Annotated in this window: 16 protein-coding genes; 6 read left to right on the top strand and 10 right to left on the bottom strand. The window is 61.7% G+C overall.

Annotation, left to right across the window (positions count from 1 at the left end):
- Positions 1-60: 60 nt before the first annotated feature.
- The 3 genes from AC1U7K_RS12475 to AC1U7K_RS12485 all read left to right on the top strand — a co-directional run bounded on the left by AC1U7K_RS12475 (position 61) and on the right by AC1U7K_RS12485 (position 5212).
- Positions 61-708, top strand: coding sequence for a TetR/AcrR family transcriptional regulator (locus AC1U7K_RS12475; RefSeq protein ID WP_480251698.1), 648 nt, complete (start codon positions 61-63; stop codon positions 706-708).
- Positions 708-1886: an efflux RND transporter periplasmic adaptor subunit gene (locus AC1U7K_RS12480; protein WP_480251699.1), complete on the top strand. Its 1179-nt coding sequence runs from the start codon at positions 708-710 to the stop codon at positions 1884-1886. The genes AC1U7K_RS12475 and AC1U7K_RS12480 overlap by 1 nt, the downstream gene beginning before the upstream one ends.
- Positions 1887-2005: 119 nt before the next feature.
- On the top strand, positions 2006-5212 hold the full coding sequence (locus tag AC1U7K_RS12485; protein ID WP_480251700.1) for an efflux RND transporter permease subunit: 3207 nt from the start codon (positions 2006-2008) through the stop codon (positions 5210-5212).
- 80 nt (positions 5213-5292) lie between these two features.
- Here the strand turns inward: AC1U7K_RS12485 and AC1U7K_RS12490 are convergent, their stop codons facing one another.
- Together AC1U7K_RS12490 and speD are read right to left on the bottom strand one after the other, a co-directional pair.
- A complete protein-coding gene (locus tag AC1U7K_RS12490) occupies positions 5293-5625 on the bottom strand; it encodes an SCP2 sterol-binding domain-containing protein (protein WP_480251701.1) in 333 nt (110 codons plus the stop codon).
- Positions 5626-5638: 13 nt separating this feature from the next.
- Positions 5639-6082, bottom strand: a complete 444-nt coding sequence (speD, locus tag AC1U7K_RS12495; protein ID WP_480251702.1) for an S-adenosylmethionine decarboxylase — start codon at positions 6080-6082, stop codon at positions 5639-5641.
- 499 nt (positions 6083-6581) lie between these two features.
- On the opposite strand from speD, the gene AC1U7K_RS12500 reads away from it, so the two are divergent.
- Positions 6582-6980, top strand: coding sequence for an IPT/TIG domain-containing protein (locus AC1U7K_RS12500; RefSeq protein WP_480251704.1), 399 nt, complete (start codon positions 6582-6584; stop codon positions 6978-6980).
- Between the two features lie 58 nt (positions 6981-7038).
- Here AC1U7K_RS12500 and AC1U7K_RS12505 read toward each other — a convergent pair whose 3' ends face one another.
- From AC1U7K_RS12505 to AC1U7K_RS12540, 8 genes are read right to left on the bottom strand one after another with little or no spacing between them, the layout of a single operon-like run.
- Positions 7039-8163, bottom strand: coding sequence for a DUF2914 domain-containing protein (locus AC1U7K_RS12505; RefSeq protein ID WP_480251706.1), 1125 nt, complete (start codon positions 8161-8163; stop codon positions 7039-7041).
- A 31-nt stretch (positions 8164-8194) separates the two neighbouring features.
- On the bottom strand, positions 8195-9247 hold the full coding sequence (locus AC1U7K_RS12510; RefSeq protein ID WP_480251707.1) for a hypothetical protein: 1053 nt from the start codon (positions 9245-9247) through the stop codon (positions 8195-8197).
- A 33-nt stretch (positions 9248-9280) separates the two neighbouring features.
- Positions 9281-9910, bottom strand: a complete 630-nt coding sequence (locus AC1U7K_RS12515; RefSeq protein ID WP_480251709.1) for a hypothetical protein — start codon at positions 9908-9910, stop codon at positions 9281-9283.
- Positions 9911-9935: 25 nt separating this feature from the next.
- Positions 9936-10388, bottom strand: a complete 453-nt coding sequence (locus AC1U7K_RS12520; protein WP_480251710.1) for a zinc ribbon domain-containing protein — start codon at positions 10386-10388, stop codon at positions 9936-9938.
- 15 nt (positions 10389-10403) lie between these two features.
- Positions 10404-11027, bottom strand: a complete 624-nt coding sequence (locus tag AC1U7K_RS12525; protein WP_480251712.1) for a hypothetical protein — start codon at positions 11025-11027, stop codon at positions 10404-10406.
- The gene (locus AC1U7K_RS12530) at positions 11021-11380 is read right to left on the bottom strand and encodes a PilZ domain-containing protein (protein WP_480251713.1); all 360 of its coding nucleotides are present in this window, start codon (positions 11378-11380) and stop codon (positions 11021-11023) included. The genes AC1U7K_RS12525 and AC1U7K_RS12530 overlap by 7 nt, the downstream gene beginning before the upstream one ends.
- 28 nt (positions 11381-11408) lie before the next feature.
- Positions 11409-11768, bottom strand: coding sequence for a hypothetical protein (locus AC1U7K_RS12535; protein ID WP_480251714.1), 360 nt, complete (start codon positions 11766-11768; stop codon positions 11409-11411).
- A gap of 13 nt (positions 11769-11781) precedes the next feature.
- Entirely contained in the window at positions 11782-12120 is a 339-nt protein-coding gene (locus AC1U7K_RS12540) for a hypothetical protein (RefSeq protein ID WP_480251715.1), read from the bottom strand.
- Between the two features lie 368 nt (positions 12121-12488).
- Here AC1U7K_RS12540 and AC1U7K_RS12545 point away from each other — a divergent pair, with 368 nt between their 5' ends.
- Together AC1U7K_RS12545 and hpnA are read left to right on the top strand one after the other, a co-directional pair.
- Complete coding sequence (locus AC1U7K_RS12545; protein ID WP_480251716.1) at positions 12489-13379, top strand: polyprenyl synthetase family protein; 891 nt, start codon at positions 12489-12491, stop codon at positions 13377-13379.
- Between the two features lie 66 nt (positions 13380-13445).
- On the top strand, positions 13446-14432 hold the full coding sequence (gene hpnA / locus AC1U7K_RS12550; protein WP_480251717.1) for a hopanoid-associated sugar epimerase: 987 nt from the start codon (positions 13446-13448) through the stop codon (positions 14430-14432).
- Positions 14433-14546: the final 114 nt, after the last annotated feature.

Here is a 14546-nt window from a genome sequence, read left to right on the forward strand (position 1 = left end):
CTCACCCCCAGCGGCGTGTGGTACAGTACGTGAGTAATTACTCACTCACTTGGGGGTTCTGTGAAAGCAGCCAAGCCAGTCGAGGGTGCGCGGTTCTCCCGGCAGGAGCGCCAGGCACACATCATCTCGGCGGCTGCCTCGCTCTTTGCCGCGAACGGCTTCAAAGGGACGACGACCCGGGAGATTGCACGGGCGGCCGACATCAGTGAAGCGTTGGTGTTCAAGTACTTTCCGACCAAACGCGCGCTGTACGCCGCGATCCTGGCCGAGAAGGCCCCGATCTCCCAGTTGCTCGAGGTCGTGGAAGAGGCCGCGAAGAAGCGGGACGATGCGCGGGTCTTCACGTTGATCGCGCGCCATCGGATTCGTCGAGGGACGGACCCCACGTTGATGCGCCTGCTTCTATTCAGCGCGCTCGAGGGGCATGAGTTGTCGGAAATGTTTTTCCAGAACCAGCATCGCATCTTTTACGAGTATCTCTCGAACTATATTGCGAAGCGGATCGCCGAAGGCGCCTTTCGCGCGGTCGATCCCCTTCTCGTCGCGCGCGCCTTCATGGGCATGGTGGCGCACCACCGGTTGTTGCATGAAATCTTCAAGGTCCCGGCCCATCGGTCGCCCGAGGAGGCGGTGGAGACCTACGTGAGGGTGTTCCTGGACGGTATGCGCGCGGCGAAGGGCCGCTCGAAGGCGCGGAGCGCAACGTGATGGTCCGCCTTCGACAACACCTCGGACTGACCATCGTCGTGCTGTTCGTGCTCGCGCTCACGGGCTTGGTGGTCTTTCGCCTGACGAGCAGCGGGGCGAAAACCGACGCTCGTAAGCCGCGGGTGATTACCGTGGGAACCGTCACGCCGCTGCGCCAGGACTTGGAAATTACCTTGTCTTATACCGCGGACATTCAACCGTTCGAGCAGGTCAATATTTTCTCACGCGTGGACGGCTACATTGCGAAACTGTACGTCGACAAGGGCGACTTCGTAAAAGCCAACCAGCTGCTCGTGGAAATCGACCACACCGACTATGTCCATGCGGTGAATCGAGCGAAGGCGAACCTCGCGGCGGCACGCGCCGATGTCCTCCGACAGGACGCGAACGTCAGAAACGCCAAACTGCAGCTTGACCGGATGCGGGCGCTGATCAAAGATCAATTCATCTCGCAGCAGGACCTCGACAACGCGCAGATCGCCTACGACATGGCCATCGCGCAATTGGAGTCGCTTCGCGCCCAGGTCAAGCAGATGGAGGTGGCGCTGCAGCAGGCCGAGACCAATCTCTCGTATTCCTATATCCGCGCCCCGTTCGCCGGCTACATCGCCGAACGCAACCTGGACGCCGGCGCCTTCGTCAGCGGCTCGACCGGGAGCACGTCCACCTTCTCGCGCGGTATCTTGAACTTGCATGAGATCGATACCGTCCGCACGCTCATTGAGGTCGTCGAAAAGGACGTGCCGCTGATCGAGATCGGCCAGCGCGCACAGATCAAGGCGGAAGCCTACCCGAACCGTGTGTTCGAAGGCCAGGTGAGCCGCATCGTCCAAGCGTTGAACCGCGCGACGCGGACGATGACCGTGGAAATCGACCTGCCCAATACCGACCACGCGCTCAAGGGCGGCATGTTTGCACGGGTGGAAGTGCTGGTCGGCAAGCACGAGCAGGCGATCCAGATCCCGGCCGACGCGTTGACGCGCCTGGACGAACTCCAATACGTGTACGTGGTCAAGGACGGCAAAGCCCTCCAGGTGCCGGTCGAAGTCGGGGAGCGCGTCCAAGATCGAATCGAGGTGACGAAAGGCCTGAACGGAGATGAGCAGGTCATCGTGTCGGGCAAGGATCTCGTGACGACCGGGACGCCGGTGGAAGCGAGACCGCTCACTCAGTCATGAGTAACGAGTGCTGAGTGCTGAGTCGAGGAACAAGACAGTAGAATCCCGATTTTTAACTTGTACTCCCATGCTCGTCCTCTCACCCAGCACTCGGCACTCAACACTCAGCACTTAACGATATGTGGCTCACCCTCCTCGCGCTCAGAAATAGGATCGGCATTCTGATGCTGTCGCTCGCGATGGTGGTGCTGGGCATCACGTCACTTCAGCGCCTGCCGGTCGATCTGTTTCCGAACATCCAGGTTCCCGTTGCGTTCGTCGGTGTCGTCTACAAAGGGGCGCCCCCGATCGACATCGAACAGAGCGTCATTTATCCGATCGAGAAGGCCGTGAGTTCCGCCTCGAACGTGGAGCACGTCGAGTCGTTCTCCAAGCTGGGCATCGGCGCGGTCCAAATTTGGTTCAACTGGGGCGCCGACATCAACGTCGGCCAGATGGAGGTGATGCAGCGCGTCACCCAGATCTTGAACCAGCTCCCGCCGGGCATCCTGCAGCCGTTCATCGTGAAGTTCGACGTCTCGAACATTCCCGTCTCGGTGGTCACCGTCTCCGGCGGCAACCTGGACGAGCGCGGCCTGTACGATCTCGCGTTCAACGTCATTGCCCCGCAAATCGAGCAACTGCCCAACGTCGCCGCGGCGACGGTCGAGGGCGGCAAGATCCGGCAGATCAATATCAATCTTGATCCGGGATTGCTGAATGCGCGTGGGCTCTCGATCCTCGATGTCGTGAAGGCCGTCAAGGGAGCCAACCTCATTCTGCCGTCCGGGGATCTCAAAGCCGGCAATCTCGATTACAACGTCTTTACGAACAACCAGTTCAAGACCGTCGAGCCCATCAACGATGTCGTGGTGAAAATCGATGCCCGGGGCAATCCGGTTCGGGTCCGTGAACTGGGCACGGTCACCGATTCGTCGGACATTCAAACGAATATCGTCCGGACCGACGGCCAACGATCGGTGTACCTGCGCGTCAACAAGCAGCCGACGGCGAATACCGTGGAAGTCGTCGATGCCCTCCGGGAGGCCCTTCCCAAAATGGTCGGGATCCCGGCCGGCGTGAAACTCGGCGTGTCGTTCGATCAGTCCATTTATATCCGGCAGTCGATCAAGAACCTGATGGAGCAGGCGCTGCACGGCTCGCTGCTCGCGGCGGCCATCATTCTGGTCTTCCTGCGCAATCTCACCAGCACGCTCATCATCTCGGTGGCGATTCCCTTGTCGATTCTCGTGACGTTCATCATGCTGTACTTCACCGGTCAAACGTTGAACGTCTTCACGCTCGGCGGCCTGGCGCTCGGGGTGGGACGGCTGGTGGACGACTCGATCGTCGAATTGGAGAACATCCAGCGGCATCTCAACAGCGGTCAGTCGCGTTGGGAGGCGATCCTCGAAGCGGCACGCGAGGTCGCCATGCCGATCCTCGCGTCCACCGTGACCACCGTGGTCGTGTTCCTGCCGATCCTCTTCGTGGTCGGCATCGCCAAGCTGCTCTTCATTCCGTTGACCCTCACGATCGCGATCGCCCTGTTCACGTCGTTCTTCGTGTCCCGGACGGTCACGCCGGCCCTTTGCTACAAATACCTCCGGTCCGAGCATGACCGTCGCCGTCCGATGCCCGATTGGTGGGGGCGCCTCATGGCCTGGAGCCGGGACAAGTATGAAGCGCTCGATGCCCGCTATCAGGACGCGCTCGCCTGGACGCTGATCCATCGTCGGCTGTTGATCACCTCCATCGTCGTCTTCTTCCTGGCCTCGTTGGCCTTGCTGCCTCTCATCGGGACGGAATTCATTCCCGTGACCGATGAGAGCCAATTCCGTATCCAGGTTCGCGCGCCGGTCGGGCAACGGATCGAAAAGACCGAACAACAGGTCGCCGAAATCGAACGCGTGCTCCGCGAAAATATCCCGCCGGACGAGTTGGAGACGATCGTGTCCAGCACCGGCGTGCTGCAGCAGGGCCGCTCCTCGCTGTTCAACACGAATACCGGACCACACGCCTCCCAAATCCAGGTCTACCTGAAGCCGCCCGATCAGCGCCGGCGCAATCAGGTGCAGATCATGAACGCGGTTCGGCCGAAGGTCCTGAAGCTGTTTCCCGGTGTCGCGATGTTTTTCGATCCGGGAGGCCTGGTCAAACGGGTGACGAGCTTCGGCTCGCAGAAAGCCGTGGACGTCGAAATCTACGGGTATGACATGGAGAAGGCCCGCGGGGTGATCCGGCAGGTCGAGTCCGTCATGCACCAGATCGGAGGGCTCGCCGACATCGAAGTGAGCCGCGAGGAAAACTATCCCGAACTCGACATCACAGTCGATCGCGAGAAAGCCGCGCTGCTCGGGATCAGCGAGACCGATGTGGCGAACGCGGTGCTCTATTCGTTGAACGGCAACGGCCAGACCGATCCGATCATCTTTACGGATCCGTCCAACGGGAACGAGTACTACATCAGCGCCTGGTTGGACGAGAAATATCGAAAGGATTTGACCGATCTCGACAATCTCTTGCTGACGACCAAGAACGCCGAGCCCGTGCTGCTCAAGAACATCGCTTCCGTGCGGCTCAACTCCGGACCGGTCCGGATCGAGCGCAAGTACTTCCAACGGGTCGTGCACATTACCGCGAACCCGGTCGGACGCGATCTCGGCGCCATCGCCAACGACCTTGAAACACGGTTTGCGGAGCTTCAGTTGCCGGCCGGGTTCAGCATCCGGATGGCAGGTCAGATTCAACAGCAGCGCGAAACGTTCGAGGGGTTGATCTTCGCGAGCATCCTCGCGATCACGTTGGTGTACATGGTGATGGCGGCGCAGTTCAAATCGCTCGTCGACCCGTTCATCATCATGTTCGCCGTGCCGCTCGGATTTCCCGGTGTGATCCTCATGCTGTTTTTGACGAACACCACGCTGTCGACGACATCGTTCATGGGCGTCATCATGATGCTGGGCATCGTGGTCTCCAACGGGGTGCTGCTCGTGGACTATACGAACGTCCTGCGGCGTCGAGGAACGCCTCTGCGTGAGGCGGTCATCCTCGCGGCCCGCACCCGGCTGCGGCCGATTCTCATGACCTCGCTCGCCACCGTGTTCGGTCTGTTACCGATGGCGATCGGCTTCGGGACCGGCAGCGAGACGAATGCCCCGTTGGCGCGCGCCGTGATCGGGGGCCTCAGTGTGTCGACGGTGTTGACGTTGTTCCTGATCCCGACCCTGTACCTGATGCTCGAAGAGAAATTTCCGCGCAAGCCGGAAATCGAGGGGCAGGGCGTCGAAGGGAACGGAAAAGGCGAGATCATTCCGAAGGCGGCGGCCCAACCGGCGCAGGTGTAGCCGCGAAGCTCCGGGGCAACGACTCAGGCGACCACGCACGATCGCCGGACCAATCTGGAATCGGAGAGCCTTGTCGAAAGCTAATGAACGGTCGGAAAGAGAGACTTGAGCTGCATGGCGAGCCCAAGATCCCCCGAGACGCGCACGCGCCCGGAGAGAAAGACCGAGTAGCCGTCCAAGCGTCCGCTCAACACGCCCAGACAGTCCTCCGCCGACATTGAAAACGTCACGTGCGGATTCGGATGCTCGCCTTCCTGCACTGAACACGCCGCATCATCGATGACGAGTTGATATTGCCCACCGTGCGGCCCGGTCAGGTCGAATTGATACACCACCGTCAGCCCTTCCGCCGCCTCCGGATCGAACTGCTCAGGGAGGCGGCGGAAGAACTCTTTGACCGACGGCGGTGTCATGGCCGGTGGAACGCTAATAGCGCAGAGCAACGGATTTCACGCTGCTGCGTGCTCCGAAGAATTGTTTGGAGAAGGTCTCGACGATGGCCGGATCGTACCCCTTACAGCTGAAAATGTCGAGGTAGGCGCGATTGGTATCGTTGGCGAAGTGACCGCTGATCAACGACGTCTCGATCAGCTGGATCATCGAATAGCCGGCGACGCGCCCTTCGCCGAAATGGACGATCTGGCACTCACCGTACCGTTTCATCCCGATCAACTCGCAGAGGGCGACGACATAATCGTGGATCCGGTCACGGTCTCGAATGGCGGCGGGGTCACACTCGTGAAGGTCGACGGCGGTGGAAAGGCCCCACGCCTGTCCCTCCCCGACGATCGTTTCTGTGATGTCCGTCGAGGCAGGCGTGGCGGCCTGCGTTGGTAAGATCGAGGTGTCAGCGGAAACGGGAGCGCTCATGCGTGGGATTCCCTCCTGTAAAAGGTGGACGGCCGACAATTGGCGCCGCACTATATAGCAGAGGCCGCCGGGTGTCTAGAGACTTTTCCGAATTTATTGACTTCCAGCGGAAGCGTCGGAGAAAATCGTCTCGTGTCGACCCCGACCAACCATCCGAACCCCAACCCGCCGGCGCCGGCGATTCCCGACCGTCTCTGCACATGGTGCAAAATACCTATGGTGAAACGTCTGGTGGCCGGGGGGCAGTTCATTCATTATACCTGCCCGAAGTGCGTCTTCCAGCACACGACCAAGCTCTCCGTCGAACCTCGATCATCGATGTCGTGACTGCGTACCCCGCCCCTGTCCTGACCCTGCTCCGACGCGCCAATTTGTCGTTCACTGCCAAAAATGTACGGCGGTGAGCCACTACCACTCCTCGGCCTTCCACTTTGGGAATCTCCACTATACTTGAATGGTCGGTCGGGTCGATCCGACCCCCAACAAGGAGGCTCCAACGATGAAGCGAGGCGCGAACACACGACGGCGATTGCGATCGGCTGCAGCGGCCGCTCTCTTCACGATGCTGTCGGCGACGATGGCACATGCCGGAAACTCCGCTCCTCCGGCGAGCGTGGCCAATTCCCCGGTCTGCGATCCGTCGGTCCATCCGAAGATCGTGAAAATCACGCCCGACACGGTGAAGCCGGGGGATAAGATCACGATCAAAGGAAAGAACTTCGGGAACAAGCAGTGCTTCCACAACGTCACGTTCGGATCGGCCACCGCCACCTACACGTACGTGAACGACACGACCTTGGAAGCTACGGTTCCGCCGTCGAAGACCGGCCTGATGCCGGTGCACATCATGACAGAAGGCGGCACCTCGGAATCCGTCATCCTCGTCCAAGCGAAGTGAGTGTGCATCGCCCGGCTGCCCGCGGCACGCGGCAGCCGGGCCTCCAGGTCCTTCCGCCTCAATACACAATCGTTCGCTGATTCCCGAGCGCCTCTCCCGCTTCCACCCGAAACCCGATCCGTCCGATAACCCGTCCGTCTTCCGTTTCCACGTCCACACGCCAGTCACCCGGCACCACCCGCTGCTTCATCGTCACACCGCGATATCCCTCCTCCCGGCCACCGGCGATCTGAATCGGAATCCGATCGGTCGTCGAGAACACCCGCCCCTTGCCGTTCGTCGGCCGATATTGCCATCGATGATAGATGGTGGTTTTAAGATCCACCGGGGCGAAGACGGCTGTGAGACAATACACCGGCCCTTCCCCGTGAAAACGGTCGTCGAACCGCTTGAGCGGGCGATACCAGGGGCCCTCCTCGAACGTCAGATGGAAGCCGTCCGGCGATTTGGCGATGTGGTGATAGACCCCGCCGAATTTCAGCGAGAGCGGCACCGGCGGGATCCAGTTCAGAAAATAAAAGAGGATGAGGATCACGATCGCTGCGCCGGCAGGAAGACTTCGTTTCACGGCCTGCCAACGCGACGCCTTCGACGCGCCGTGATCGATCAACTCTACCAGCCGGAGTGCCAGCAACAGACTGAGCGCGGCACCGAGGAGAAACATCGCCGCGTTCATCCATCCCGTCACGACGGGAAGAAAAAAGGTGAAGAAACTGAACGCGACGATCGCGTACAGCGCCGCAAGGAGCGAGACGCTCGCCACCCGCCCGTGCAAGAACTCGTTGGCGACCAGGAGCACCACGAGGAGCGTGAAGAAAATCGCCGTCGCAGTGAACGAGGCACTGCGCGAATAAAAGACGGCATAGGCGCTGAACAGGCTGCCGAAGAGAAACTGAATCGCTCGTCCGTAGTACGGCTCCGCGTTGGACACCCACCGTGCAACGATCGCGGACGGAGGAGCGGGGCTGGAAGCGACCTGACGGTCAGCCCGCCCCTTTAAGACGATCAGGACACCCAGGAGAGCGAGATACAGCAGGAGAATGAGGTTATCGAGTAATCGGTCAATGCGGGTGAGCGTGATCGAATCGTACGTGACACCGGCGAAGAAGAAGAGGACGGGAACGACAGGCCTGGCGAGCGCGGCGCGAATTCGTGCGGCGAGCGTCTTCACGCCCCAGGACATCGGATGAGTGATAGGAGCCGCATGCGCTCGCTCACACGAATGGCGGGAGCGGGGCGTAGCTGACCGGCATGCCGAGCATGCTTTCAAGCCAGCCGGGTACAGCCTCTTCCGGAAGCGGCGCCCGATTCAGTCTCGCTTCAATTTGAAAGGCACCGTTCGCGCCCACGATCCCGATGATCACAGATGCATCCTCCACGTCGGGCAGAAACTCCTGGCTTTGAAATTCGCACAGCGTGGCATAGAGTCGACCGGTCGGTGCAATAGCTTGTAGCATTTCCGGCACTTCGTCCAACGCACAATGTGCCGAACAGCGATATGCCAGCCGAGAGGCCGGATCGAGCGCCTGAAAGCGCCCGAGCACCTGCTCTGGAAAGCCCGTCACGTAGGTGCGTACCGTGGCGGGTTCCCGCCATGTCGCGACCAGCCGGCTCGCGGGCACGAGGAACTCGAACGGATCGGGCGAATTGTACTCGAACTGACATGGCCCGAACGCATCCGGCCATGAGCAGAACAACGGCACGGCGGAGTCGGCCTCGAGCCGCACCTGCCCTCTGTCGACGGCCACGCGGATCGGCAGGGTCAACAGGGTGATCGCTTCGTCGAAGGCATGCCGACGGTCTTCAAGCCATCGCGGGCGCCGTGCATCCTCTCGGCGCTCGCCGGGCGTCACGACTTCGCTTGTCTGCAGCCGAACCCGGATAAAGGCATGCGTGTGGCGAAAGCCGAGCCACAGCATGGCGCGCGGGAGAATCGTCTCACGGGCGGTGAGGCGCCAGGGATGACTGACCGAGCAATAGGTCGTCACGTCTTCGTGTTGGCGGTAGAGCGTGTGGAAGGCCCCCGCATAGAGGAAGAAATCACCCTCCCAGTTCTCGTGCACTAGCACGAGGGTAATATCCTCCGTGGCCCAGGCGTCCAACTGATCGATGTCTTCCGGCGCCTTCACCTCCCATTCCTCGATGTAGCAGATAATGTCTTTGGCGGGGTGGGCGGGCTTCAATCCCAGCTGCCGCAACCGCTCGCCGACGGCCAGCACCTGGTTGAAATCCAGCGTCTCTCGCGATTCCCACCGCCGCTCTCGCATGTCGTCCTCGTTTGGCGGTCTAGTATCCCCGGGTCAATCCAACTTGGGCCGCCAGACTCTATCGACGACGGTCGTCTCGGCCATTAATCGGTCCAACCCATCAATGATGGCCCCTGCAATGGCCTCTTGAAGGTCGCGATCGTCGAACAGCACATGCTTCTCACTGCGTGACGCCTGAAGCGTCATCCGCTCGCCTGGCTGTCCGTCCCCTCGCGTCTGCAGGGCCACCAGCACCGAGACATCGATTGTGCTCGAGCCTAACACACTCCTGACCTTCGCCGAGAAGTCCATGATCTGTCCCGTGACAATCACGTCGGGCCGTTGACGGTCACCGGCGTCGGCCGTCCGCTCCACTTTCGCGTCCCACCCCTTCGCCGTCAAGTAATCGGCGAGGAACCGGGCCAGCCCTTCCCCGGGTCGCTCATCCCAAATCCGGTAGTACGTCTGACCTCCAGCCGCGTGGACGCGCTTCGTCACGCCCTTGGTCACCCGCCGGTCTTCAAATGGCACGATCCACACGACGAGACGGTCATGCGGCACCGAGACGCCGGGCTTGGCCGACTCCGTCACTTTGGGATAGAGCTTGATGGTTTCGTCTTGCCCGACACACGCTGGCAGCGCCGCGGCGACCAGGACGATCAGCATCATCATCGATTGACGCACGGAACCTCCTTCGTTTGAAGCCACCTCACCCGCTCTCTGTTGCAGGCATGACTCGCCATCCCTCCGCGAAATCGATCAACGCCGGGCCGATGCGAACCGGAACGGATGGATTCTCGGGCGACCACCAGTACAGGCGTGATCGGCACTGGGATGTCGCGGCGAGCAGCACCGCCACGATCAGGACCAGCAACGCCACGCGGGTCGTCATCGGCAAGGCCGGTGGCTGAACCGTGCCACCGAGTTCGCGGCCGCAGAACCGACACAGGACGGCCGCCGGCTGGATCGGCTCCGCGCAATACGGACACGGCCGTCGACGGGCCGGCAGGATAAAGAGCAGCAGTCCCACGAGCGGCGTGAAGAGCAGCGAGAGCAGAAACCAGCCGACCAGCGAGCGCCCGAATTCCTTGGCCGCGAGCATTGCGACCGCGAACGCAAGCAGCGCGTAGAGCCCCGCGCCGATTTCCAATGACCACGCCACGCAACCATCCGGCGATCAAGGGGTGATAATGGGCAGCACGGCGCGGAGCGTCTCCCGGCCGACGTCGACCAATCGACCTTCGCCGACGACAGGGTCGTCGTGCGGAATCACGCGAACCACTTTGAAAAACCGGCGGCCGGACAGCACGGCCGAGACCTGCGATTTCCGATCGTGGGCGAGCGACATGGTGTAGCCTTCGCCCGCGTGCCAGTTCCAGGGTGACGGGGCGAGTGCCAGCTCCAGGCCCCGCCCCGCCACCTGATGATAGCGATTGATCATGTTTTGTTTGTAGCGAAGAAGGAGATGGCCTTCAAGAATCAGCGCGAAGACAAAATGGTGCCCCCACCAGAACAACGAGCGGAAGGTGAATTTCTCATCTCCCTGGAAGTGTTTGGGAAAGTCGAGGTATTGGTAGGGATACTCTTCAAGATGCTCGCCCTTCACAAACTGACATTTGGCTGGGTCGAAGCCCGGCGGCGTCAGGAGGTCGACATCCCGCAACTCTCCCTGGAGCACTCCGTGCAGCTCTTCCAACAGGCCGCGGACCTTTTTCATGATGCGCGCCTTGGCGAGGAAGAAGTCCCGGTCGGCGATCAACCGCAACTCCTGGGAAGTGAACAGCGACGACGAATTCAGCACGACCGCTCGCGTCGGCGTTGGTCACGCTGCTCCAGTTCCCGCATCACCGTGCACAGTCGCTTCCAGTCCTCATCTGCCATGTCCATGAACTCAACACCGAAGGCAGGCATCCGGCACCACCGGACAGCAGCGTTTGCGATCCGCAGCCGCTCGGCCTCATTGAGCTGGATTTCAAGTTCCAGTTCGGCCCCGGGTTGGACTTCCGTTCGACTCTCGATCCGGCACCCTTTGACGGACAGGTTCACGAGCACGCCTTCCCCTTGCACCCGGCTGACCGATGAAAACGAACTGCGAAAACCCACCGGAAAGCGCGGATTCTGTCGCTTCTCACTCGGCTCTTCCTTCATCGCCATAGCATCTCCATTGCAATCCGGTGACCGCTTACCGTTGGTGCGTTTCGAACAACGCGACGTCGAGGACGAACAGCTTGCGGCACTCGGCACAGCGAATCTCGGCGGCATCCCGCACGACATCAACGGCCGAGACCCCGAGCGCCGCCCGGTGTGTCTCAACACAGCCGGCCAGCCGATCGAACGCCGAGTCGCCGGCCTCGCCGGCCGGCTCGTTTTGCCCAGGCAGGCGCGAGCGAAGCGAACGGAGGGTCAGCCGATGGGCCAGTTGGCATGACGTGCAGGAGAGGACGAGGTGGTCGGGTGGTGCCAGTCGCTTGACGGTCAAACACAGCGGATGGACCGAGAAGCACTGTTGCACGAAGGCGCCGCTTTTGAAGATAGGGGACATGACGGTCGAGCCGTCAGCCAGCCAGTCGAGCAAGTGCGATCAACGCGAGGGCCCCGACACCGTACGGCACGAGGCAGGAGTAGACGAGCGGTTTCATCCGGTCGTGGATGGACCCGCCGGACTGCTCTTTGTAGATGAACTCATACCCCAGCACCACGATCGTCAGCGTCAGGGCGAGAATCCGGCTGGTCCGCGGCCACGTATAGACGCCGCTGAGCGCAAAATCGGCCGTCACGAACCCCGCCATGCCGAGCAACGCGGGCGCGACCGCGAAGCGGACGAGGTGAGCCAAGCGGCTCTGCCACAGACCGGCCGCTTTTGTCGTCGATGTGGGTGACGTGAGAGGTGTCACGGGGCAACCGCGGCGGGAACAGATTCGCGTGCCTCACTCGCCTGCTGACAGCTCTTGCACACTCGCGGTCTTTTCTTCAGAAAAGAGACCGAGCCGCTGGCCAGGCAACTGTAGTGCACGAACTCGTTGCACAGCGTGCACCGAGACCAGCCGCCGCGAAACAGCGTGACATTGCGGTACAGGCCCTTCTTGCAAACTTTGCACGTCCGGGGCTCGATGCCCAGCAGCATCGGCTGCCAATCCCCGCCAGCTTTGCGAATGCTCATGACCGGCGAGTATACCGAACGGGTGCGCGAGATGACAAGCGCGGCTTGCCTCGCCGCAGTCGGTTTGCTACTCTCTCGCCGCCGCAAGCAGAGGAGTTCTCCGTGAACATTGCTCAGTATCTCGAGGAGAAACGACTGATCGTCGATCGCTTCCTGGACAGCATCATCCCCAACGAGAAAACCGAGCCGACGACGCTGCACGAAGCCATGCGCTACAGTCTCCTGGCGGGCGGGAAGCGGGTCAGGCCGATTCTCGCGCTCGCCGCGGCTGAAGCCGTCAGCGAGCCGCCGGCGGCCATCCTGCCGGTCGCGTCGTCCCTCGAGTTGATCCATACGTACTCCTTGATCCACGACGATCTGCCGGCGATGGACAACGACGACTACCGCCGCGGGAAGTTGACCAACCACAAGGTCTACGGTGAAGCGATGGCGATCTTGGCGGGCGATGCGCTGCTCACCCTGGCCTTCGAACTGTGCAGCCGCGCCGATCTCATGGAGCGGCTCGACCCCGCCCGGCAGGTCCGTATCATCTACGAGTTGGCCGTCGGCTCGGGCCATCTCGGCATGGTGGGCGGGCAGGTCTTCGATATTCAGGCCGAGCACAAAGACATCGACCTCCCGACCCTCCGCACGATTCACGCACATAAGACGGGAATGCTGATTCGCGCGGCGGTCCGCATGGGGGGGATCGTCTCGTCCGCGACCGCGGAGCAGCTGGATCACCTCACGCGCTATGCCGAGGACGTGGGCCTCGCTTTTCAAATTGCCGACGACGTCCTCAATGTCACAGGCACGCGCGAGCAACTCGGGAAGAATGCGATGACGGACGCGCAACGCGGCAAGAAGACCTATCCGACGTTCTATGGCGTCGATGGCGCGCGTCGGTTGGCGGATGAGTGCGTGGACCGGGCGATCGCGCGGCTCGAGGCCTTCGATCATCGCGCCGACCCGCTGCGCGAGGTGGCGCGGTACATCACATCACGGAAGAATTAGGGGGCGACCCGCCTCCCTCCGTTTCCCTCAACATTCACTCAACACATTCACTCAACGTTGAGCGCTATGAAAGTACTCGTGACCGGCGCAACAGGATTCATCGGAGCCGCAGTGGCCCGGGCGCTCGTCCGTCGAGGCGAGCACGTCGCCGTTCTCGCACGCCCCGGCAGTGATCTTCGCAATCTTGCCGGCCTCCCGGTGGAGACCGTGCCGGGCGACCTCCGCGATGCCGAGTCTTTGCGAAAGGCGTTGACCGGCTGCCGGCAGCTCTACCACGTAGCGGCCCATTACGCTCTCTGGGCCAAAGATCCGTCGATCTTCTATGACGTCAACGTGGCCGGAACCCGGACCCTGCTCGAGACCGCGGGCGAAGTCGGAGTGGAACGCATCGTCTACACCAGTACCATCGGCGCCATCGGTCTCCCGGCCGGCGGCGGCGCGGGCACGGAAGAGACCCCGATCTCGCTGTCCCAGATGGCGGGGCACTATAAACGTTCCAAGTACCTTGCCGAGCAAGAGGTGCTCGCGCTCGCCCGCAAAGGGCTGCCGGTCGTCATCGTCAATCCCAGCGCGCCGGTTGGTGAAGGCGATGTGAAGCCGACTCCCACCGGCCAGATGATTGTGGATTTCATGAAGGGGCGCATGTGGGCCTACATCGAGACCGGGATGAACATCGTGGACGTCGATGACGTCGCGGCTGGTCATCTGCTTGCCATGGAGCGCGGCCGCATCGGCGAGCGCTATATCCTCGGCCATGAAAATTTGATGCTCCGCGATATTTTCGACATGCTCGGTCGCCTCACCGGGGTGAAGGCGCCCGGCCTCAAGCTTCCGCGTCACGCCATTCTGCCCCTCGCGTATGCCAACCGCTGGCTGGCCGACTATGTCACGCGTCGGCCGCCCCGCATCCCGCTCGAAGGTGTCCGCATGGCCAAGTATCGGATGCACTACGATTGCAGCAAGGCCGTACGCGAATTAGGCCTGCCTCAGACGCCGGCGTCAATCGCGCTCGAGAAGGCCGTGCGGTGGTTTCGGGACCATGGCTACGCATAGTCGCACGACCAACGGCAGACCTTAACCAGCCAGAATCCGGCACGGGATTCCGCAATCGGCGCATCAGCCGGACGATGGCGATGCGCTGTGGGAGTCGGTATACTGCAGAGAGCA

The organism is Nitrospira sp. Vd2, from assembly GCF_979581665.1.

What these genes read in the sequence shown, in the direction of transcription:
- speD (WP_480251702.1), bottom strand. Translation starts at nt 6,082, where the DNA reads ATGAGCGCTCCCGTTTCCGCTGACACCTCGATCTTACCAACGCAGGCC.
- AC1U7K_RS12480 (WP_480251699.1), top strand. Translation starts at nt 708, where the DNA reads ATGGTCCGCCTTCGACAACACCTCGGACTGACCATCGTCGTGCTGTTC.
- AC1U7K_RS12530 (WP_480251713.1), bottom strand. Translation starts at nt 11,380, where the DNA reads ATGGCGATGAAGGAAGAGCCGAGTGAGAAGCGACAGAATCCGCGCTTT.
- AC1U7K_RS12510 (WP_480251707.1), bottom strand. Translation starts at nt 9,247, where the DNA reads ATGCGAGAGCGGCGGTGGGAATCGCGAGAGACGCTGGATTTCAACCAG.
- AC1U7K_RS12485 (WP_480251700.1), top strand. Translation starts at nt 2,006, where the DNA reads ATGTGGCTCACCCTCCTCGCGCTCAGAAATAGGATCGGCATTCTGATG.
- hpnA (WP_480251717.1), top strand. Translation starts at nt 13,446, where the DNA reads ATGAAAGTACTCGTGACCGGCGCAACAGGATTCATCGGAGCCGCAGTG.
- AC1U7K_RS12505 (WP_480251706.1), bottom strand. Translation starts at nt 8,163, where the DNA reads ATGTCCTGGGGCGTGAAGACGCTCGCCGCACGAATTCGCGCCGCGCTC.
- AC1U7K_RS12490 (WP_480251701.1), bottom strand. Translation starts at nt 5,625, where the DNA reads ATGACACCGCCGTCGGTCAAAGAGTTCTTCCGCCGCCTCCCTGAGCAG.
- AC1U7K_RS12500 (WP_480251704.1), top strand. Translation starts at nt 6,582, where the DNA reads ATGAAGCGAGGCGCGAACACACGACGGCGATTGCGATCGGCTGCAGCG.
- AC1U7K_RS12535 (WP_480251714.1), bottom strand. Translation starts at nt 11,768, where the DNA reads ATGTCCCCTATCTTCAAAAGCGGCGCCTTCGTGCAACAGTGCTTCTCG.